The following is a 19,932-nucleotide window of genomic DNA, read 5'->3' on the forward strand; positions in this document are numbered from 1 at the left end:
GCCAGAAAACGCCCCCACCCCACCCTCTTGTGAGACGAGTAAAATGGCATTGGTGGGGTGGCGCCCCCCCCCCCCCCCCCCCCCCCCACGACAAGGGCGCCTGTCCCGCGTCGGCGGGTGTCGGCTCGCCGCCCGCCTCACCGGCTCGGCGATCCGCGCCTCATCGCGGTCCGTGAGCTCCCCGGTCAGCGCGTCCGAGGCCGGCCACATCGCGCCCTCGTCCAGGTTCGCATGGTCGCTGAAACCAAGTGTCGAGCAGCGGGCCTTGAACGTCGTCGAGCACTGGAAGAAGCAGACGACCTTGCCGTCCCTCGCGTAGGCGGGCATCCCGAACCAGAGCTTCGGCGTCAGCTGCGGCGCGGCCGTCGTGACGGCGGCGCGGATCCGCTCGGCCAGGGCGCGGTCGCCCCCCTCCATCTCGGCGATCTTCGCGAGCACCTCGCTCGCGCCGTCCGCCTGGGGGAGCCCTGGCGAGCCTTCTTCACCTCCCGAGCGCGCTCCTTCATGGCGGCGTGCTCCTCGACCGTGAACCCCGTGTCGCTCATCGCAGCCTCCCCGTCCGTTCAGCGTCCCTTCTGTGGGACCGGTCCTGATGCCAGAGAGCCTCTGGCCCGCGTGACTTCTCCAAAACTGACCGGTTGAGGCTCCTGTTCACCCGTGCGGTCCCGACTCGAAAGCGTTCGTCGTGGGGAGGCACTGCACATGCCTGAGATTTTCTTCGACATCGGGGCGACCCTCGCGGACGCCCACGTGCGACCCGACGGCTCCCTGACACTTCAGCCCCGCCCGCGTGTCATGGCCGTGCTCGACGTCCTCCGCGAGGTACGCAAGGGCATCATCTCCAACCCCGGGCCGGGCGATGCCGCCGCGGCACGCCTGGCGGCAGCGCTGCACGAGGCGTTCCCGGGCCGTTTCACGGACCAGGCACTCGTGCACTGGGGTGCGAAGGACAGTCGCAGGATCTTCGAGCAGGCGGTCGCGAGCACCGGGGAAGCGGCGGCCGACGACTGCGTCTTCGTGGGCGAGGACGCCCAGGAGCGCGCGTTCGCACGGGAGGCGGGGATGCGTACGGCGCCCCACCCGGTGTTCGCCGTGGCCGCGACGGAGAACCGTCCCGTGCTCCGCTCGCGCATCGAGCTGGCGGACCGTCAGGACCTGCCCGACTTGACCGCGGCCGTGGACGCCACCGAGGCCGTCGTAGCGGAGACCGTCTCCGAGCGGCTCGCGCTCGTCATGGTGACCACGCAGGGCGCCGACGCGCTCGAGCGCGCGGGTTTCGCGGTGGACCTGCGAGGCCCGGTGGACGACACGGCCACCTTCCCGGAGGACGCCGAACGCCGGGCGTCCGAGAAGTTCGTCAGCGACCTGCTGGCCCGCGGCGAGGCGGTGTTCGAGGGCGAGGAGCCGACGCCGAGTACGACACACGTCGTCAAGCGCGAGGACGACGGACGGCTGACCGCCCGTCGTCTGCGCTTCTTCCAGTGATTCCGGGGACCGGTCAGTCGAAGCCCCGCCGGATCAGGGCGAGACCCTCTCCGGCCGTGTTCCGCGTGATCTCGTGCGTCTTGATCCGGGAGGGGCCGTCGTCGACGAACGCCGCCTCGGAGCGGTGCTCCTCGGGTACGTGGACGCGGCCGCGACGGAAGAGGTCCTCCAGGTAGGACGTGGCGACCCGCTCGGGGTCGGCGGGCCGTACCGAGCCTCCGGCGGGGTCGGAGCCGGCGATGCCGAACCGTCGTTCCTCGCCGGGAGCGGCGAGAGTGAGGGGCTGGGTGACGCCGTACGCCGTCCCCTGGACCGTGACGGACGTGAGCCCTTCGTCGTCGCCACCGCCCGGCATCGCCTCGGCGATTCCGGCGGCTCGGCGTGTCACTTCGGGCTCGGTGATGGAGGCGGCGGCCTCCAGGGAGAGGATGCCGTGCCGGATGAACGCCGACCGCAGCGACTGACCGTACTTGCCGCCGTTGCGGCGCTGGTCCGCGGCGATCATGTGCCCCGCGACCTGCGCGTAGTAGGCGGACACCACCGGCGCGGCCACGACGGCATCCACCAGCAGCTGGCCGGCGATCTCGGCCGCCCTGGCCAGGCCGGCCTGGTCCTGCAGGTCCTGCTGCCGGAAGATTCCCGCGACGACCTTCAGGAACGCGCCGCTGAACACCCGGGAGAACGAGTGCGGCTCGCTGGAGAGCGTGTTCGCGGGCCCGCTCGGCGGCAGGAGCACCGGGTCGCGGTAGAAGAAGCTGTTGGCCAGGTTGCGCAGGCAGTCCGGGTCGACCGCGGTCGGGTGGCCCCGGCGGATGGCGGCGCCCAGTTGCTCGGCCATCCTCGACACCCGCGAGGACAGTTCGAGGTCGCCCTGCGTCTCGGCCAGTACCGCGATCCGCAGCGTCTCCAGCCGGAGCGAGGTCAGCAGCGCGCTGATGTCTCCGAACGCCTCGTGCAGGGCGGCCGTTTCCGCGCTCGCCGTGTTGAACAGCTGGGGGCGCAGGGCGTCGAGAATCGCGTGCCCCGTCTCGTGCGCCACGACCTCGGTGCTCTCGCACGCGGCGACGGTGACACCCGCCACCGTGTGGCGGAAGAACCACAGGCCCCTGCGGTCGTAGAAGGCGTTGAGGTCGTCTCCCGCGTCGAGGTGCGCGGTGAGGGCGCGGCCGACCGAGGAATGCCACTGCGTTCCGCTCGGGACCAGCGGCCCCCAGGTCTGGCTGGCCCTGCTGAGACCATCGGCCGCCACCCAGTAGCGGAAGGCCTCCGTACCCGGCCCGGCACCGTCCGGTTGAGGGGCGGTGTCCGCGATGGCCGTCGGGAAGGGCTGGGTGTCGAGGTTGGGGACCGGATGCGGTACGGGCATGTGGACCTGCGGGGGAAATCCCGGGTCGTCCTCGTACACCAGAACCGTCGGCATGGCAGCCTGCTGTTGCTGCACCGTCATGGCGCCTCCGTGAAGTGGAGAGATTGCGGATGATGGAATCCCCCCACACGGGAACTTTGGCCAAAAGTCCCTCAGGCTCAGTACGAGACCCAGCCGGCCCGGTGTCAATCCGAACAGAAGCGGGTGGGACCTCCCGCGGCCGGCAGTGGACACGGATCGAGGGCCCTGTCCTTGGCCAGTGGCCTATGCACGCGGGCCGTCGGAGCGGGCCGGGGAATGACCGCCAGACGGGTGACGGCGTTCGGACCGGGGCGGGACATACCGGCGGCCGAGCGAACACGGCGGTCCGGACCGGCCCGCCGGGCGTGACGGTGACGGGCGAGGCCCGGTCACCGGGACGCACGCACCGCCTCCACCGCCTCCCGGACATCGCGGTCCGCATCGTGGGCGAGACCGTCCAGCAGCTGGTCGACTCCGGGGGTGGACCAGCGGGCGACCGCCCAGACCAGCTCCTCCCGCACCCCGGGGTCGGGGTGGACGGCGAGCGGGGCCAGTCGGGTGAGCGGGCCTCGCCGCCGCATGCCGAACCAGTGAAGTGCCTCCCGCAGTACGGCGGGGTCGCCGGGTTCGCCGGCCGCTGCGACCCGGGCGAGCAGCACCCGGACCGGTGGCGGCGGACCGTCCAGCGGATGCGGCAACCGCTCGCGCAGGCGCCGCGCCCCGTACCCGCCGCGCACCCGGCACCCGAAGCACGTGCACGGTCGCGCACCGTGCGCGTTCGGCCGGTACCTCCAGCCGACGACCTGCGGCGCGGTACGGATCCGGTGCACCTCGCGCGGCCCGACCGCCCGGGGCACGAACACCTCCCACCCGCGTGGGTCCTCCAGCTCCGCGATCCGCCGCACCGCCTCGGCCGCCGGAACCGTGACCTGAGCGCCTGACACCCGGTCCGTGTACCGCCCGACCAGCACCGGCTGCTCGTCGTCCAGTCGTACATGGACGGCCACCAGCCCGCCCCGGCTGCCGAACCGGGCGAGCTCGCGCAGCCATTGATGGGTGAGCGTGTACGAGGCCAGCACCGGGAAGCAGTACACCCCGCGCGCACCGTCCTGACCGCCGCCGGCGGCACGGATCCCGGTACGACGGACGCGGGGCGCGTTCGCCGCTGACGTCAGGTGCACGAACATCGCCATGCCCCGCATGCTAGAGGCGCGGCCCGACCGAACCCGCGGCGGCCGCGGGCACGTTCAGCCCATGCGACGGTCCCGGGCGATCTCCCCGACCCCGCGGCCGAGGGGGGGACATCGCCCGGGACGGGCCGACCGGATCGCTCAGCGGTAGCAGGTCGTGACCCCCGGATGCCACGGGCAGGCGATCCCGGCGAAGCCGCCACCGGCGACGACGTCGACGCTGAGCGTGTCACCACCGCGCAGCACCTGCCGGTCCTGGACGAGCCCGTCCGCGCCGTCCCGGATCGTCTCTACCAGCCACCGTCCGGGGCCGGTGGCCAGCGGCACCTCGGCCCTGCGGGCGGCGCCGGCGTACACCCCGCCCAGGAACCAGCGGTCGCCGCTGCGCCGGGCGAGCACGGCCTCCTGGCCGGGCCGGCCGGCGAGCAGCCGGGTGTCGTCCCAGGCGGCGGGCACCTGGTCGAGGAAGTTCCGGGCGAGCGGCCGGGCGTCGTACGACTCGGGGGTGCCCGCGAACATCTGCAGGCCCGACTCGTAGGCGACGGTGAGCCCGACCTCGGCCGCGTCGGAGTCGGGGCGCTGGCCGACGCGCTGGAAACCGCCCGGGGTGAAGTCCATGGAGCCGATGACGTTGCGGGTGAAGGGCAGGGTGGTGAGGTGGGCCGCGGTGTTGGTCCGCTTCTCCTCGCCGCCGACGCCCTCCAGGGTCATCACCTGCGGCCAGGTGCGCTGGATGCCCTTGGGGACGGTCGAGCCGTGGAAGTCGACCATGAGGTGGTGGGCGGCCGTCTCCGGGAGGATCGCGTCGTACCACTGAAGCATCGACTGCGCCTCGGAGTTCATGAAGTCGATCTTGACGCCTTTGACGCCCCACCGCTCCAGGGTGGGCAGCCACTGGGCCCGTTCCTCGGGCGTGTCGAGGTCGCGCTGGTGAATCCAGACGATGATGCCGACGCCCTTGGCGCGTGCGTAGTCGACGAGTTGGGGCATCCAGCTGTCGGTCTGCCAGTCCGGGTCGGTGGTGTCCCAGGCGTCGGCCTTGAAGTACCAGCCCGCGTCGACGGCCTCGTACGGCCAGTGCCGTTCGGCGGCGTAGTCGACGTACGCCTTCTGCGCCGCGAGGCTCTGGCCGGCCGTGCGGCCGCCGGCCAGCCAGGTCCACAGCACGGTGCCGGGCCGGACCCATGACGTGTCGGCGACCTCGGAGGAGGGGGAGAGGTCGTCGGTGAACGTGGACCGGGTGACGGTGGCGAGGTCGCCGGTGACCATGGCTCGCCAGGGGGTCGCGAGGGGCCCGTCGGTGTGGACCCGGTCGTCGGCGAGCCTGATCCGGTAGGTGCCGGTTCCCTGACCGTGGACGAGCCGGGCGCCGGAGTACGTGCCGGTGAGGTCGGACTCGGCGAGCAGGGTGTAGCCGCCCGCGGTGGCGAACAGCGCCTGGTCCGAGTACTCGCCGGTGGGAGCGGTCGCCGCGGTGTACTGGGCGAACTGGCCCTCGTTGTCGGCCCGGTAGGCGCCGAGCCACGCGGTCGCGTCCGGCGGCAGGTTGAACGCGGAGGCCTCGCCGAGCACGTCGCCGTACCCGGCGGGCAGGACGTAACGGTAGGCGACGCCGTCGGCGGAGGCACGGACCACGAGGTCGAGCCGGGCTCCCGTGGCCGTCGCGAACGACAGGCGCGTCTCGTTCATGAGGACCCGGCGGTCCAGCCGTTTGCCGGACTTCGTCCGGTACCGCTCGTCGACCAGCCGGTCCTTTCGCTTCAGGAAGCGCAGGCCCTGGGAGAGGTCGGCCTGTTCGGTCACGATGCCGACGGGAGACGGCTCGACGACCGTACGGCCGCCACGGGACACCGACAGGTTCAGGGCGCCGCTGGTGTCGTCCAGGGACACCCGCGCCCGCGGTTCCCGCGCCGCTGCGCCCCGCTCCGGGCCGGACACGGCCCAGACATGCCCGGGGGAGCCGGCCTCCTGGTCGGCCCGCGCGGGCGCGGTGGTGAAGAGTGTGGCCGCCAGCCCGGCGCAGAGCGCGGCGACCGCGGTCCTGATCGGAACCGCCATGAGAACCCTCCCGGAAGATGCCTGACGGATCATCGATACATCGGGTGTATCGGCGAACCTAAGCATGCTTCGTGCACCTGTCAACAACCCTAACAATGGTGGCTTGGGGCTGCCATTGGCTCACTCGCAGGTAGATCCGCACCGCCTGCGCATATACACAACGCCGACTGAGCTGTACGACTCATCCGATGTATTCGATTGGCCTGTTGCTCGGACAAGGGCTCGGCGGCAGTGGAGAGGCGCCCTTCGAGGGGCAAGCGGAGAATGAGGAGGGCGACCACGACACCTGGGACCAACCCGAGCCCGACCCGGCGCGGCCCCCAGAGACGGCACACGTTCGCGCCGGCCACCTGGGGCGGGGAGTTCCACCCAAGTCGGCGCGGACGGGAGCGCGTTCAGGGAGATGGCGACGGCGCGAGCAGCAAGTCCCGACTCGACCCGAGGAGGCCGCGATGAACACGGCGGATGTCCGCAGCGACGACGGGAGCGGGACCGCGGGCGTCGAGGACGTCGGCATGAAGCTCGAGGTGGTCGTCATCCCCGTCTCGGACGTCGACCGGGCGAAGGAGTTCTACAGCCGCCTCGGATGGAGACTGGATCGCACGCCGCCCGGCGTCGTCCAGTTCACCCCACCCGGCTCCTGGTGCTCCATCCACTTCGGTGCGGATCTCACCTCGGCGGCGCCCGGTTCGGCCAAAAGTTTCGTGATCGTGGCCGACATCGAGGCCGCCCGGAACGCGCTGGTCGCCGCCGGCATCGAGGTCGGGGAGATCTTCCACCCCGGCCCGGACGGCCCGGTCACCGGTCCGGACCCCGAGCGCCGCAGCTACTTCTCGCGCGCCTCGTTCAGCGATCCCGACGGCAACAGCTGGCTGATGCAGGAGGTCACCACCCGGCTTCCCGGACGCGTCGACTCCGGTGTCACGTCCTTCGGCTCCGCGAGCGACCTCGCGGGTGCGCTGCGGCGCGCGGCGGCTGCCCACGGCGAGCACGAGAAGCGCACCGGCGAGGAAGACCCGAACTGGCCCGACTGGTACGCGCAGTACATGGCCAGCGAACAGTCGGGTGCGGAACCGCCGAAGTGAGCCCGGTCGTCGGCTAGGAGGTCTGGGCCTTGTCGTACAGGGCCTTGACCACGTCGCCGAAGTAGGGGCCGAACATACGGTTGGGCAGGAACGTGTAGCCGAAGCTGTTCACGGAGACCTGCAGACCGGTTCCGGTCGCCTCGCTGAAGCCGGTGAACCACGGGCCGCCACTGGAGCCGCCCGTCATGTTGCAGGCGAGGCTGTGGTCCTGTGAGAAGAGGAAGTCCTTCGAGCTGTTACCGCTGCAGTAGACGAGCTTGGTGCCGTCGTACGGCGCGGCGGCCGGGAACCCGAAGGCGTACATCGGCTTGTTGTAGCCGCCGTTGAACTGGACGCCCTGCCCACCGACGACCGACGTGAGCTTCTGCCCGTTCAGCGGAGCGACGACCGCGGCGCCGACGTCGTAGTTGATGTCCTCGCTCGCCTCCCACTGAGGCGTGGTGAGCGTCTTGGCCGCGCTCCACTGACCGTACGGCGCGTTTCCGTTGTTGTACGCGGGCACGAAGACCCAGTTGGTGTGCCAGCTGCCCTGGTACTTCACACAGTGGCCGGCCGTGATGACGGTGCTGGCGTTCTGACTGGTCACGGCGTCACCGGTGCAGGAAGCGGTGCGCCCCTGGAAGGTGAAGAAAACCCGCCCCGAGGTCGTGACGACGGCACCCCCACCGGTCCACGGCCCGCCGGCCTGCGGGAAGGAGGCGGCGGCGGTGGGTGTGACGGTCGAGGAACGCGCCCCGGTCTGGGGGGCTTCGAGCCGCTTGACCGCCTCGGGGGTCAGCAGCAGATCGAGCGGGGTGGCGCTGCGCATGCGCTCGGCGGTCCAGAAGCCGCGGGACGCGTGCTGTTCGGCGGACGAGACGGTACGGGCCGCAGGCGACGGTCCGGAACCCGCTTCGGGAGTTGTCGCGTTGGCGGCGCCCGCATGGACCAGGCCGCCGGTGAACAGGGCTCCGACGGCCAGCAGAATGCCGGCGGCAGTGCGATGGCGTCTCACGCATGTCTCCTTCTGCCGTGCCAGGACTGGTCGGGTCCGGGCAGGGTGGGGGAACGAAGAGCGGTGCGGACAGACGTGCGTCAGGCAGAGTGCCACGGAGATCTTGACTTGTCAGGAGCGCGTCAATGCGGTTTCGGCTTTGGCTGGATGGCTCGGCCGGGGGCGATGTTCAGCTTCGTGCCGGCCGCACCTGAGTGCGGCTCCCCGCACGATCCGGCTGCGTCAGCTCGGCTGCCGCAGTGCAGCGTCGAGTTCGCGAATGAACTCTCCCACGCGCCCGCCTCCGGAAGGCGCGACGGGCAGACGACCGAGCACCGCGGTGACCGCGGCCGGTGCGTTGCGGCGAGCCCATTCGAGAGTCCCGGCGGTGACGGGCAGGCCTTCCCCGGTTGCCAACTCCTCCGCGCGTGCCGCATGTGCGGCCGCACCGAGAATGTGCTTCACCTGATGCGCGCTTGCCAAGGGGTGAAGGTACGCGGCGGCCGCCGCATGGCTCGCCGCTCGCGCCGCGTCGACCGCAGCGGGTGAAGCGGCTTCCTGCGCCGCCTTGTACGCCGCCCACCCACGCTGCCGCAGAGCCGCCGTGCGCCTGCCGTCTCCAGCGAAGGCGTACGCGGCCTCGACGGCCTCGCGAGGGCGCGTGTCAGCGGGACAGCTCTGCTCGAAGATCGAGAGCACCCTGCCCGCACAGTCCGCGGCGTAGCCCGTGATCTCCCGCAGTTCGTGTTCGCTCAGCTCGATCTTCTCCGACTCGGTTGGCACGGCTCCATCTTGCCGCACCTCGCCGACGAGCGGCCCCGGCCGGGCGACGCGGCGGTCGCAGGAGCACCGGCGACCCCCGGCCGGGCACCCCTCGCTACGAGAACTGGCCGGGCTGGTAGTCGCCGGCCGGCTGCTGGACGATGACGTTCCCGCGGTTGAAGGCGTTGATGAGGGCGATGGTGCACACCAGGGCGGCGAGCTGTTCCTCGTCGAAGTGCTTGGCCGCGTTCGCCCAGGCCTCGTCCGTGACGCCCCCGGCCGCGTCGGCGATACGGGTGCCCTGCTCCGCCAGCTCCAGCGCGGCGCGCTCGGCCTCGGTGAACACCGTGGCCTCCCTCCAGGCCGCGACGAGGTTGAGGCGTGTGGCGGTCTCCCCGGCGTGCGCGGCGTCCTTGGTGTGCATGTCGACGCAGAATCCGCAGCCGTTGATCTGACTGGCGCGGAGTGTCACCAGTTCACGCGTCGAAGCCGGCAGCGTCGAGTCGGTGAGCGCCTTGCCGGCGGCGACGAGGTGCTTCCCGAACGCGACCGCGACCGGGCTGGTGAAGAGGTTCAACCGAGCGTCCATGGTGCACTCCTGTGTCCGTTGTCGGTGGGTACACCTCCTTGGACGGAACAGCTCCCGCGAGTTGTGACACGAGCAAGATGTGACGCGCGCCACCCTGCCGCACATCGATCAGTCCCACGAGTTGAAGAGCGTTGCGCCAAGGGTCGCCGGCCGCCAGAACTTGATCTGATGCCACTCCGCTGCGGACAGAGCGGAGGTGTCCGACGCCGCCAGCGGTGACAGGAGCTGTGCTGTGCTCAGGACCGCGAAGCCGATGTCGGTGAGGACGCGGGCCCAAGCGGGGGGTTCCCGGAATTCGTCGGTGTAGCTGTGGCGCCGTTCGGCGACGAAGGCGACCAGCGGGTAGCGGGCATGGAACAGCGCAGTGTGCGTACCGTCCCGATCGCTGATCGTGGCGATGTGGAAGTTCTGCGGGTACTCCTGCTCCTCGAAGTCCCCGACCTGCCCGTCGGCCCCCCGGGCCGCGGCATGCCAGGCGGCACGGCACGCCCTGGGATCGGTGCTCGGCACGGGCGGGTCACTCGGGCCGCGGAACCCGGTCACACCCTTCGCCAAGCGGAAGGCGACCTGCGTCCCGTCCACCGTCACCCCTCCGCATGGAACGTTGAGACTCCCGCAGATCATGTCATCGCGACGCCGTGGCTGGTGAGGGAGGGGGCCTACAGGGTTATCCGTCCGGTCAGCCACCATTCGAGATACTTGGCCAGGCTCGGAGCGACCCAAGTACGGCTGTCGTTCTCATGGTTCCAGGCGAAGACATCGGGTCGACCGAGCCCGGGGAGGAGTGCAAAGAGGTCTCCGTTCCCCGCGTCCGCGAAGAAGAGCAGCGGATCGAAGGGCATGTACAGCTTGGCGAGGTCTTCGTCCGTGCGAAGGTTGGTGTTCTCGGCGGTGATCTGCTCGGCCGGCCAGACGAGACCTTCACCGTATTCGCCGTCGATGCCGTTGGTCTCCCTGAGGAGAGCGACAAGGTCGGCAGGCAGCGGATGGCCAAGGGCCGTGGCGCAGGTGAGCAGCGATGCCTCCGTGGCCGGGGAGTGGAAGGCCGCCGGGCCGGGCAGGGCGGTGACCAGTTCGGTCCACATGTATGAGACGACCTCCGTGGGATTGGTCGGCGATCGATGGTGCCGGCGGCCCTGTGGGCGTGGGCTGATGTCTTCAGCGGACCACAAGGCCCGAATGATCACCGCTCGGACAGTATGGCCCCGGTCTCGGGCCGCCGGGTCACGGGCCCCTCGGACTCGTCGGCGTAGCCGTCATTGAACGCTCGTCGGCCGAAACCGCAATTGACCATGCCTCAGCCATTGACTCCGCGCGGCCTCGTTGGTTGAGTGGCTCATCCACTGAGCCACTGGGAGGACGGCGTGGAGGCACTGCCCCGCGAGACCATCGTCGATGTTCTGGAGAGCCGTCTGCGTGAGGACATCCTCACCGGGCGCCACCCCGCGGGCAGTTACCTGCCACCGGAGCGCACGCTCGCCGACGGGTACGGCGTCACCCGCACCACCCTCAAGCACGCGTTCGGGCGTCTGATGCAGGCCGGTCTGCTGGAGACCCGGCACGGCGTCGGCACCCGCGTGCGGGACTACCTGCGCCTGGGCGGTGCCGACCTGCTGCCCATGCTCGTACGACACAGCCCCGACTGGATCGGCGAGGTCTTCGAAGTGCGGCGCAGCATCGGGGCGTTGATCGCCGAGCGCGCCGCCGCACGGGCGACCGCACGGCAGCGGGCCGGGTTGCGTGCGCTGCTGACGGCCGTGGGGGAGGCGGCGGACGCCGATGCCGTACAGCTCGCGGACATCGAGGTCCACCGCGCCCTGGCCCGCGCCACCGGCAACCGCGTCTACGTCCTGCTGACCAACACCCTCTTCAACGCCTATCTGCCGGTGCGCGCCGCGCTCAGGGCCCCGTTCACGGACGCCCAGGTGGCCCGCGGCCGTCTGGAGCCGGTGGTCGACGCGGTGGCTGCCGGTGACGAAGTCGGTGCCCGGCGGGCAGCCGAGCAGTATCTGACGGTCACCGAGCGGATCATGCTGGAGGGCCTCGGATGAGCATGGACGGCAACCCCGCCGCATCCGCCCGCGGCACCGTCTTCGCCGAGACGATGCTCGGCACGCTGCGGCTGGACGACGAGGACCGCACCCGCCGGGTCCGCCTCGATCTGACGGTCTCGTCGGACCGCCTCCTGCGGCTCCTCGGTACGAGCGAGGCCCCCGCCACCGGTCGGATACGCGTCGCCGGCTGGGCCGACGACCCGCACGCCGAGGGCGAGTTGGAGATCTCGCCGCTCGCACGACGCCGTATCCGCTACCGCCTCACGTTCACCGCCGACGGCCGCCGGCTCACCCTCGACGGCTGGAAGTCCGTCACCCCGCGCCGGCCCGTGACCTCGATGACCGTGCTGCCGTACACCCTCTACGAGAACGGCTCGCGGATCGGCACCGGCACCCTGCGCTTTCCCCTCGGCACCCAACTGCTGCCGTTCCTGGCCAGTTTCCGCTTCCCTCGGCGCGAGAGCCCCGGTGCCTTCCTGACCCCTCGTTGGCGAGGTGAGCCGGGCCGTACCGAGGTCTGGTACACCACCGTCACCGACCCGGACAGCGGCAGTGGGCTCTGGCTGCACCACGAACTGACCGCTCCGGCCGACGGTTCCGAGCCGTACGCGCACGGCTGGGCCGCGGTGTTCCCGAAGCACGGCCCCGTACGGCACGCCCGCTTCGGCCCCGCCAAGTGGACTCCCGGCGAGTCCGGCTTCAGCGCCGACGGGGTCACCGTCCGGCCCGGACGTCTGTCCGGAGCGGCCGAGGGCGGTGCCGTACATTGGGACCTCGCCGAACGTCCCGTAGAGCAGCCGCTGTTCACCTTTCCCCGGTGGTCCTGGCGTCGGCCCCTGCTGCCGGCCGCCCAGATGCTCCCCGCCGCGCGCGCCTCCTACGACGGCACCTTCACCCACGGCGACACCACGCTGACACTCACCGCGGCCCCCGGCGCATCCGCCCGGATCTACGGTCACGGCAACGCCCGCCGCTGGGCCTGGCTGCACGCCGACCTCGGCCGCGGAGCCGTCCTGGAGATCGTCGCCGCCGTCTCCATGCGCCCGGGCCTGCGCAGACTTCCCCCCTTGGTCTTCCTCCGGCTGCACCGGCAGGGCCGCGGCTGGCCCCGCCGTCCCGAGCGCCCGGCCGTCGGCTGGGCCGGAGTGGGGCGTTTCCGCGCCGACATCGCCCTGCCCACCTGGACCGTCACCGGCCGCGCGGGACTGCGCCGGATCCGGGTCGAGGTCACCCAGCCCGCCGACCGCACCCTCGCCCTCGACTACACCGACCCCGACGGTCAGCACGCGACCTGCCGCAACAGCGAACGCGCGGACGCGCATGTCCTGCTGGAACGCTGGTGGTTCGGCGGCTGGCGCACCGAGGCCGAGTGGACGCTCGACGGCACCGCCCACGCGGAGGTGGGCACCCGATGAGTCTCGCCGGCCTCGTCTCCGCCCTCCTCGCCGACGACGACACCGCCGACTGGCCGCGGCGCGTCCCCGCCCGACTGGAGGCGGTCCTCGGCACGATGCCGCTCGCGGCGCGGGCCGGGCTGCGGGCAGCCGCCGGCGGCTTGGACGCCTACGCCGTGGCACGCACCGGACGCACTCTGGGCGCACTCACCCCACCCGAGAGAGAGTCCGTGCTTGCCGAACTGGCCGCACGGCCCGCGCTCCTCCCCCTGCTGGACATACTCAAGGTGCCCGTCCTCCTGGCGGCCGGAACGGAGCGGATGCTGCGGGACGGTCCCGGCCCGCACGGGGACGGTCACACCCGGCGCGGCCCGGCACGCCAGGATTCGGCGCGCGCCCCGCAGCTCCAGGCTCCGCCGCGCGCCCTCACGCGCAAGGACCCCCCGCTCGACCTGACTCCCGCACCCGACTGGCCCGCACGCTCCACCGCCGACGCCGTGGTCATCGGCTCGGGCGCGGGCGGGGCGATGGCCGCGCGAACCCTCGCCCGAGCCGGACTCGACGTCGTCGTCCTCGAAGAAGGACAGCACCACTCCACCGAGTCGTTCGGCCGCCGCGCACCCCTCGACCGGTTCACCGACCTCTACCGGGACGGCGGAGCAACCGTCGCCGTCGGCAGCCCCCCGCTGCTGCTCCCGACCGGCAGAGCCGTCGGAGGCACCACGACCGTCAACTCCGGCACCTGCTACCGCACTCCGGGCCACGTACTGTCCCGCTGGACAAAGGACCTCGGCTTCACTCTCGCCGACGGCTTCGACCGGTATCTGGACGAGGTCGAGCGCACCCTGCGGGTGGCCACCCAACCCGTCGACGTCCTCGGCAACAACGGCCGTATCGCGCTCGCCGGTGCCGGTGAACTCGGCTGGCAGGCCGCACCCCTGCGCCGTAACGCCCCCGGCTGCCAGGGCTCCTGCCAGTGCGTGGTGGGCTGCCCCACCGGCGCCAAACAGAGCGTGCAGCTCTCGGTACTGCCCGACGCGTGTGCCGCGGGGGCCCGCATCGTCACCGGCGCGCGGGTCGAGCGCATCCTCGTCGACACGGACCGGCCGGGAGGCGCGCGTGCGGCAGGCGTGCGTGTACGCCGGGACGAGGGCGGTGAGTTGTTCGAGATCCTCGCGCGCCTGGTCGTCGTGGCGGCGGGCGCCCTGCAGTCGCCGCCGCTCCTGCGCCGCTCCGGTCTCGGCCGGCACCCTCGCCTCGGCCGCAACCTCAGCGTCCACCCGGCCACGAGCGTCGCCGGACGCTTCGCCGAACCGGTCACCGCGTGGGAGGGCGTGCTGCAGAGCGTCGGTGTGGAGGAGCACCACGCGGAAGGCGTCCTCATCGAGGCCACCGCCACCCCGCCGGGCATGGGCTCCTTCGTCCTCCCCGGACTGGGCGGCGAACTGCGCCGCGAACTGGAGGGCTCGGACCGGCTCGCCACGCTCGGCGCGATGATCGCCGACCGGCCCTCCGGCCGTGTCCTCGGCCGCGACCGCACACTGCTCCGCTACGACCTGGACCGCCGCGACGCGGGCCGTCTGATGCGTGCGGTCCGCGCCATGGGCGAGCTGCTGTTCGCCGCGGGCGCAGAGGAAGTACTCACCGGCATACCCACCACCCCCCGCGTACGCAGCCTCGCGGAACTGGACGCCGTCCTCGCGGGCACGACCGCGCGCCGGCTTCATGTGTCGGCCTACCACCCCACCGGCACGGTCGCCGCGGGCGCGAGTGCCGAGCACTTCCCGGCCGACCCGGAGGGGCGCCTGCGCGGAGTGCGCGGAGTGCTGGTCGCGGATGCCTCGGTGCTCCCCAGCTGCCCGCAGGTGAATCCCCAGCTGAGCATCATGGCGGCGGCCCTGGCGGTCACCGAGGCGTGTCTCCGCGAGGGTGAATGAGAACAATGGAGCAAGTCCGTGAGACCGCTGGGAGCCAGTGCTTGCAGCGTGCGGGAGTGCAGATCAGCCGTCCAGGACTCCGTCACGGGCCCCGGAAGGCGCGCGCCCGCCCCGGATCGGCCGGTCCGGGCCGGGCGCATGCGCCTGCCGGTCAGTTCGACGGGCCGGCGAACATACCGGGCTCGTACGAGCCTCCCTGGTTGCGCACGATCACACCGAGCCGGTTGGCCGCGTTGATCTGGGCGACCAGGGACACCAGCGCGGCGACCTGGTCGTCGTCGTAGTGCTCGCGCACCTGGGCCCAGGTCTCGTCGGACACGCCAAGGTGGGCGTCGGCGAGCCGGGTGCCCTCCTCGGCGAGCGCGAACGCGGCCCGCTCGGCCTCGGTGAACACGGTGGACTCGCGCCAGGCGGCGACCAGGTTGATCCTGAGCGCGGTCTCACCCGCGGCAGCGGCCTCCTTGGTGTGGAGGTCGACGCAGAAACCGCAGCCGTTGATCTGGCTGACGCGCAGCATCACCAGTTCCTGCGTGGCCCTGGGCAGGGGCGACTCCATCAGCACCAGGCTGGCGCTGCCGAACCGCTTGGAGAACTTGGCGCCGATCTCGTTGTCGAGCAGGTTGAAACGGGATGCCATGACTTCATTCCTCACTCGGGGACTCGGGTGCCGCGCGGATCGTTCGCCCGGCGTCCTGACGACCACCAGATGCCGGTGGCACCAGCCCTGTGACGGCGCCGCACTGTGACGTGCGCCACCGGACACCGATGTCACAGAGCGGTGGGGGCCGGCGTCCTGTGTGCGTGACACAGTCGAGTGAGGACAGTCGGGAGCCGGCCATGAGCGAGCGCAGCCAGCGGACCACGGACACAGCCGCCCCGCTCGCCGGGGGCGGCCGCATGGACTCGGCCACCGAGGCGTTCGTCGCCCACCGCAACCTGCTGTTCACCGTCGCCTACGAGATGCTCGGCTCGGCCGCCGACGCGGAGGACGTCCTGCAGGAGACCTGGTTGCGGTGGGTGGGCGTCGAGCTGGACACCGTGCGGGAGCAACGTGCGTACCTGGTCCGGATCACCACCCGCCAGGCGCTGAGCAGGCTGCGTACGCTCCGCCGACGCAAGGAGTCCTACGTCGGCCCCTGGTTGCCGGAGCCGCTGCTGACCGCGCCGGACGTCGCCGAGGACGTCGAGTTGGCCGACAGCCTGTCGATGGCGATGCTGCTGGTGCTGGAGACGCTCACACCGACCGAGCGGGCGGTGTTCGTGCTGCGCGAGGTGTTCGGTCTCGAGTACGACGAGATCTCGGAAGCCGTCGACAAGAGTCAGGCCGCGGTCCGGCAGATCGCCCACCGGGCGCGGGCGCATGTGGCGGCGCGCCGCCCCCGCGGGGTGGTTTCTCCGGCCGAGACCCGGGGCGCGCTCGAGGCGTTCCAACGGGCGGTCGAGACCGGCGACTTGCAACGCCTCCTCGATGTCCTCGCGCCGGATGTGGTCTTCCTGAGCGACGGTGGCGGAGTCGTGCGGGCGGCGCTGACACCCGTCGTGGGCGCCGACCGTGTGGCCCGTCTGCTGGGCAGGATCGCCGGCACGGCGTCGCTGCGGCCGGCGCAGGTCAACGGCTGTCCGGCGCTGACGCTCCGGTTCGACGGTGAGGTCGACACCGTCATCGCGATGCGCGTCCACGACGGCCTCATCACCGGACTCTACGTCGTGCGCAACCCCGATAAGCTGTCGCGCATGGAACGCCAGACGGCCCTGTGCCGTTGAGACCCGGGGCGGCCTGCGCTCCGCTCCGAAAGCGGCTCCAGGGTGCCGTCGCCCGCGAGAAGTCTCGACGCAGCGGCACACCACTGGCCTTGGCATCACTCTGCTTCGGTGAGCCGGCGGAAGGGCATGGCTCGCTCCTTGACCACCCCATGCTCCCGATCCGGCTCGACCCGATACAGGTGAGCCCCCGGAGTGCGGGTCACCGTCTCCGACAGCAGGCCGTCCGTGAAGAGAGCGCCGACGCCGTCCTCCAGTGCCCACCCGGCGGGGAGCGCACCGTTTGCCACGGCCGCCCGGAAGGAGGAGCGGCGGCCCGGTTCACTGTCGTAGTGCGGGCAGACCGAGCCAGGCAGCAGGCCCAACCCGTCCGGCAGGAACGTCAGCGGTCCGAACGAGTCGGTGTGCGAGGCTTCGGCCCAGCAGTTGGCGCCCGCGCTGATACCGCACAGCAACGTGCCACGGTCGTAGGCCTCGCGCAGCAGCCGGTCCACGCCGTGCGCACGCCACACCGCCAGCAGGTTCGCCGTGTTGCCACCCCCTACGTACACGATGTCCTGGGAGAGCAGGAAAGCGCGCAGGGCTTCGTCGTCCAGCTCTCTCCGGAAGAGTGACAAGACGCTGGGATCACAGCCGCGTGACTGGAACGCGGCAACGAACCGCTCAACGTACTCAGGGGCATCTCCGCTTGCCGTGGGAACGAAGCACACCTTGGGCCGAGGAACGCGCGCGTGACCCAGCACCCAGTCGTCCAGCAGATCATCACTGTCCGTGGAGAAACCGCCTCCAAGGAGAGCCAGACGCGCGGAACCGACAGTCATGGGAGCGCCTCCTCAGCACATGCAGCCAGCCGTACCGGGTGATGCGCAGGAGGCGCCGCAGTCCTGTGGCTGTTCACCGATCGGGGACGGCGGCCCGGCTGAACTCGCCCAGATCCGCCGTGAGCTGATCGGCATGGGTGGCGAACAGGCCGTGGCCGCCGTTCTCGTACACCTTCAGTGTGGCGTGCGGCAGCAGACCCGCGGTGCGCTCCCCGGTGATCGTGAGGGGGGCCGAGGTGTCGTGGGTGCCGTGGACGACGAGGACCGGGACGCTCACGCCGGGCAGTTCCGCGGTGAGGTCGAGGGCGGCCACCACGGCTCGTACCCCGTTCGAGGCGCGGGGCGTGGCGACCAGGCAGCGGTCGACGAGGTGGCGGACGTACTCGGCGGACACCTGGTTGCCCGGCCGGTCGACGGCGAAGAAGTCGTCCGCCGAGGCGGTGAAGTACGCCGCGCGGTCGCGCCGGAAGATCTCGTCGTCGACTCGTACGACGGCCGGGTCCACGCCCTCCGACAGCCCCGGCGAGCGCACGACGCCCGGTGTGACACCGGCGACGAGGGCGGCCCGGGCAATCCGTCCGGCGCCGTGCCGGGTCAGGCAGCGCACCACCTCGGCGGTGCCGACGGAGTGCCCGACCAGCGTCACTTCCCGCAGGTCGAGGTGGTCGAGCAGGCCCTGCAGGTCGTCGGCGAGGGTGTCGAGGTCGTAGCCGAGCCAGGCGTCGTCGGAGCGCCCGTGGCCGCGCCGGTCGAACCCGACGCACCGGTATCCGGCCTCGGCGAGCGGCAGCATCTGGTACTCCCACATCTCGTGGCCCAGGTACGCGCTGCTGACGAACACGACTACGGGTCCTGGAGCCGGGCCGTGGTCGACGTAGTACAGACGGGCGCCGTCGACGGGGCTCTCGTAGTACGGCATGGGGCCTCCTCGGGTTCCGGACGGCTTCCGGCGGAACGGGACGTACCGCCTGCCGACGATTCCGATCTTTCCCGGATCCGGCTCCCGGGTCGATTACCTCCCACGTCAAGCGGTTCGCGTCGTCTTCGGCCTCGCCGGCACGCACAGCCACGCCAGGACGGCGGCGCTCAGGTAGGCGAGCGCGCCGATGGCCATGCTGACGCGCAACCCGGTGCCGTAGCCGGCCGCCGTGGCGAGGAGGCTGCCGCCGAGCGCCACGCCGCAGGCGCTGCCGATCTGGCGGGTGGTGTTGAACAGTGCGGAGGCGGTTCCCGAGTAGGCCGGGGGCGCGGCACCCATCATCGTGGCCGTCGAGCCGGTGAGGGCGAAGGAGGTGCCGAAACCGGCGGCCATCATGGGAACGATCAGCAGCGGGTAGGCGGGATCGGACCCGGCGGCGGCCCAGCCGGCCAGCCCCAGGGCGGCCAGCAGCATGCCGGAGATCACCAGCGGACGATCACCCGTGCGGCGGCTCAGTCGCCCGGAGAGGACAGAGGCGAAGGTGGTCATCGCCACCGCCGGGAACAGGGCCGCCCCGGTGCGCAGGGCGCTGTATCCGCGCTGGTGCTGGAATTCCAGGCTGGCGGTGAACACCATGCCGTAGAAGGCGAAGTTGAACAGCATGCCGATGACCGCCCCACCGCTCATCGACCGCGAGCGCAGCAGGTTCAGCGGAAGGGCGGGGGAGGAGGCCAGCCGCTCGCGCAGCCCGAACGCCGCGGCGGCCAGTACGGCCAGCCCCAGCCCGGCGACGACGGCGGGATCGGACCAGCCGCGCCGTCCCGCCTCGTTCAGCGCGGCCGTCAGCAGCGCGACCGTCGCAACGACCGCGCACTGCGCCGGCCAGTCCAGGGCCCGGTCGCTGCGCCGGGGGGAAGGCGTCACGTGCCGCAGCGTCAGCGCCAGGCAGGCGATGCCGATGGGCAGGTTGATGAGGAACACCCATCGCCAGCCGACCGTGGAGACCAGCAGCCCGCCCAGCAGCGGTCCGGCCGAGGCGGCGATGCCCGCCATCGAGCCCCACAGCCCGAAGGCCCGCGACCGCGCGGCCGGCGCCGGGTAGGACTGCTGGAGCAGGGCGAGGGAGCCGGGCACGATCAGCGCCGCGCCGAGTCCCTCCACCAGGCGGGCCGCAACCAGGAAGACAGCGCTCGGCGCGAGCGCGCACGCGGCCGAGGCCAGCGTGAACACCGTCACGCCCCAGCAGAAGACCCGTCGGTTGCCCAGCCGGTCGCCCAGCGCGCCCGCGGTCAGCAGCAGGCCGGCGAAGACCAGGGTGTACCCGTCGGTGATCCACTGGATGCCGGTGAGCGAGGTCGACAGCTCCCGGCCGATCACCGGGACGGCGACGTTGATGATGGTGACGTCCAGGATCACCATGAAGTACCCGGCGCACACCGCGAGCAGAGGGGCGTACGGCTGCCGCCGTGGCGCGGGCGCGGCCTCACCGCCACCGGGCGACTCTGCGAACGCCACGT

General features: G+C 71.6%; 18 protein-coding genes and 1 pseudogene. 6 read left to right on the top strand and 13 right to left on the bottom strand.

The annotated features are described in order from the left end of the window. Positions 1–123: 123 nt before the first annotated feature. Positions 124–545 (bottom strand): annotated as a pseudogene (locus AC07CM_RS31320) (iron chaperone); the annotation flags it as partial. Positions 546–702: 157 nt separating this feature from the next. Here AC07CM_RS31320 and AC07CM_RS31325 point away from each other — a divergent pair. Then, entirely contained in the window at positions 703–1,485 is a 783-nt protein-coding gene (locus AC07CM_RS31325; protein WP_478879834.1) for an HAD family hydrolase, read from the top strand. Positions 1,486–1,498: 13 nt separating this feature from the next. Here AC07CM_RS31325 and AC07CM_RS31330 read toward each other — a convergent pair whose 3' ends face one another. From AC07CM_RS31330 to AC07CM_RS31340, 3 genes are all read right to left on the bottom strand, one after another. Further along, positions 1,499–2,932: a gluzincin family metallopeptidase gene (locus tag AC07CM_RS31330; RefSeq protein ID WP_478879835.1), complete on the bottom strand. Its 1,434-nt coding sequence runs from the start codon at positions 2,930–2,932 to the stop codon at positions 1,499–1,501. A gap of 329 nt (positions 2,933–3,261) precedes the next feature. Beyond that, the gene (locus AC07CM_RS31335; RefSeq protein ID WP_478879836.1) at positions 3,262–4,065 is read right to left on the bottom strand and encodes a HEAT repeat domain-containing protein; all 804 of its coding nucleotides are present in this window, start codon (positions 4,063–4,065) and stop codon (positions 3,262–3,264) included. 138 nt (positions 4,066–4,203) lie between these two features. After that, positions 4,204–6,120, bottom strand: coding sequence for a glycoside hydrolase family 97 protein (locus tag AC07CM_RS31340; protein ID WP_478879837.1), 1,917 nt, complete (start codon positions 6,118–6,120; stop codon positions 4,204–4,206). 452 nt (positions 6,121–6,572) lie between these two features. On the opposite strand from AC07CM_RS31340, the gene AC07CM_RS31345 reads away from it, so the two are divergent. Continuing rightward, entirely contained in the window at positions 6,573–7,205 is a 633-nt protein-coding gene (locus AC07CM_RS31345; RefSeq protein WP_478879838.1) for a VOC family protein, read from the top strand. A gap of 13 nt (positions 7,206–7,218) precedes the next feature. On the opposite strand, the gene AC07CM_RS31350 is transcribed toward AC07CM_RS31345, so the two are convergent. The 5 genes from AC07CM_RS31350 to AC07CM_RS31370 form a co-directional block, all read right to left on the bottom strand. Further along, a complete protein-coding gene (locus AC07CM_RS31350) occupies positions 7,219–8,199 on the bottom strand; it encodes a trypsin-like serine peptidase (protein WP_478879839.1) in 981 nt (326 codons plus the stop codon). A gap of 222 nt (positions 8,200–8,421) precedes the next feature. Next, positions 8,422–8,961: a putative immunity protein gene (locus AC07CM_RS31355; RefSeq protein ID WP_478879840.1), complete on the bottom strand. Its 540-nt coding sequence runs from the start codon at positions 8,959–8,961 to the stop codon at positions 8,422–8,424. Positions 8,962–9,055: 94 nt separating this feature from the next. Then, positions 9,056–9,529 (bottom strand): carboxymuconolactone decarboxylase family protein, encoded by a 474-nt coding sequence (locus AC07CM_RS31360; RefSeq protein WP_478879841.1) that lies wholly within the window; start codon positions 9,527–9,529, stop codon positions 9,056–9,058. 108 nt (positions 9,530–9,637) lie between these two features. Then, positions 9,638–10,111 (bottom strand): hypothetical protein, encoded by a 474-nt coding sequence (locus AC07CM_RS31365; protein WP_478879842.1) that lies wholly within the window; start codon positions 10,109–10,111, stop codon positions 9,638–9,640. A 77-nt stretch (positions 10,112–10,188) separates the two neighbouring features. Beyond that, the gene (locus tag AC07CM_RS31370) at positions 10,189–10,614 is read right to left on the bottom strand and encodes an SMI1/KNR4 family protein (RefSeq protein ID WP_478879843.1); all 426 of its coding nucleotides are present in this window, start codon (positions 10,612–10,614) and stop codon (positions 10,189–10,191) included. A 279-nt stretch (positions 10,615–10,893) separates the two neighbouring features. Between AC07CM_RS31370 and AC07CM_RS31375 the strand changes: the two genes are divergently transcribed. From AC07CM_RS31375 to AC07CM_RS31385, 3 genes are read left to right on the top strand one after another with little or no spacing between them, the layout of a single operon-like run. Next, positions 10,894–11,580 carry a FadR/GntR family transcriptional regulator gene (locus AC07CM_RS31375; RefSeq protein ID WP_478879945.1) on the top strand — a complete coding sequence of 229 codons (687 nt, stop codon included), beginning with the start codon at positions 10,894–10,896 and terminating at the stop codon, positions 11,578–11,580. After that, on the top strand, positions 11,577–12,998 hold the full coding sequence (locus tag AC07CM_RS31380; RefSeq protein WP_478879844.1) for a hypothetical protein: 1,422 nt from the start codon (positions 11,577–11,579) through the stop codon (positions 12,996–12,998). Before AC07CM_RS31375 ends, AC07CM_RS31380 begins: the two co-directional genes overlap by 4 nt. Further along, entirely contained in the window at positions 12,995–14,914 is a 1,920-nt protein-coding gene (locus tag AC07CM_RS31385; protein ID WP_478879845.1) for a GMC family oxidoreductase, read from the top strand. Before AC07CM_RS31380 ends, AC07CM_RS31385 begins: the two co-directional genes overlap by 4 nt. A 151-nt stretch (positions 14,915–15,065) precedes the next feature. On the opposite strand, the gene AC07CM_RS31390 is transcribed toward AC07CM_RS31385, so the two are convergent. Beyond that, positions 15,066–15,551, bottom strand: a complete 486-nt coding sequence (locus AC07CM_RS31390; protein WP_478879846.1) for a carboxymuconolactone decarboxylase family protein — start codon at positions 15,549–15,551, stop codon at positions 15,066–15,068. A gap of 200 nt (positions 15,552–15,751) precedes the next feature. Here AC07CM_RS31390 and AC07CM_RS31395 point away from each other — a divergent pair, with 200 nt between their 5' ends. Next, positions 15,752–16,678 (top strand): RNA polymerase sigma-70 factor, encoded by a 927-nt coding sequence (locus AC07CM_RS31395; RefSeq protein WP_478879847.1) that lies wholly within the window; start codon positions 15,752–15,754, stop codon positions 16,676–16,678. Positions 16,679–16,773: 95 nt separating this feature from the next. Here AC07CM_RS31395 and AC07CM_RS31400 read toward each other — a convergent pair whose 3' ends face one another. The 3 genes from AC07CM_RS31400 to AC07CM_RS31410 form a co-directional block, all read right to left on the bottom strand. Next, positions 16,774–17,496, bottom strand: a complete 723-nt coding sequence (locus tag AC07CM_RS31400; protein WP_478879848.1) for a Type 1 glutamine amidotransferase-like domain-containing protein — start codon at positions 17,494–17,496, stop codon at positions 16,774–16,776. A gap of 73 nt (positions 17,497–17,569) precedes the next feature. Beyond that, the gene (locus tag AC07CM_RS31405; protein ID WP_478879849.1) at positions 17,570–18,415 is read right to left on the bottom strand and encodes an alpha/beta fold hydrolase; all 846 of its coding nucleotides are present in this window, start codon (positions 18,413–18,415) and stop codon (positions 17,570–17,572) included. 105 nt (positions 18,416–18,520) lie between these two features. Further along, positions 18,521–19,930, bottom strand: coding sequence for an MFS transporter (locus tag AC07CM_RS31410; protein ID WP_478879850.1), 1,410 nt, complete (start codon positions 19,928–19,930; stop codon positions 18,521–18,523). Between the last annotated feature and the right edge of the window lie 2 nt (positions 19,931–19,932).

This window comes from Streptomyces sp. NPDC044061 (assembly GCF_056434305.1).

Bases quoted from the DNA above. Each gene is read 5' to 3' on its own strand.
- AC07CM_RS31325 (WP_478879834.1), top strand. From the start codon at position 703: ATGCCTGAGATTTTCTTCGACATCGGGGCGACCCTCGCGGACGCCCAC.
- AC07CM_RS31330 (WP_478879835.1), bottom strand. From the start codon at position 2,932: ATGACGGTGCAGCAACAGCAGGCTGCCATGCCGACGGTTCTGGTGTAC.
- AC07CM_RS31335 (WP_478879836.1), bottom strand. From the start codon at position 4,065: ATGGCGATGTTCGTGCACCTGACGTCAGCGGCGAACGCGCCCCGCGTC.
- AC07CM_RS31340 (WP_478879837.1), bottom strand. From the start codon at position 6,120: ATGGCGGTTCCGATCAGGACCGCGGTCGCCGCGCTCTGCGCCGGGCTG.
- AC07CM_RS31345 (WP_478879838.1), top strand. From the start codon at position 6,573: ATGAACACGGCGGATGTCCGCAGCGACGACGGGAGCGGGACCGCGGGC.
- AC07CM_RS31360 (WP_478879841.1), bottom strand. From the start codon at position 9,529: ATGGACGCTCGGTTGAACCTCTTCACCAGCCCGGTCGCGGTCGCGTTC.
- AC07CM_RS31370 (WP_478879843.1), bottom strand. From the start codon at position 10,614: ATGTGGACCGAACTGGTCACCGCCCTGCCCGGCCCGGCGGCCTTCCAC.
- AC07CM_RS31380 (WP_478879844.1), top strand. From the start codon at position 11,577: ATGAGCATGGACGGCAACCCCGCCGCATCCGCCCGCGGCACCGTCTTC.
- AC07CM_RS31385 (WP_478879845.1), top strand. From the start codon at position 12,995: ATGAGTCTCGCCGGCCTCGTCTCCGCCCTCCTCGCCGACGACGACACC.
- AC07CM_RS31390 (WP_478879846.1), bottom strand. From the start codon at position 15,551: ATGGCATCCCGTTTCAACCTGCTCGACAACGAGATCGGCGCCAAGTTC.
- AC07CM_RS31395 (WP_478879847.1), top strand. From the start codon at position 15,752: ATGAGCGAGCGCAGCCAGCGGACCACGGACACAGCCGCCCCGCTCGCC.
- AC07CM_RS31400 (WP_478879848.1), bottom strand. From the start codon at position 17,496: ATGACTGTCGGTTCCGCGCGTCTGGCTCTCCTTGGAGGCGGTTTCTCC.
- AC07CM_RS31405 (WP_478879849.1), bottom strand. From the start codon at position 18,415: ATGCCGTACTACGAGAGCCCCGTCGACGGCGCCCGTCTGTACTACGTC.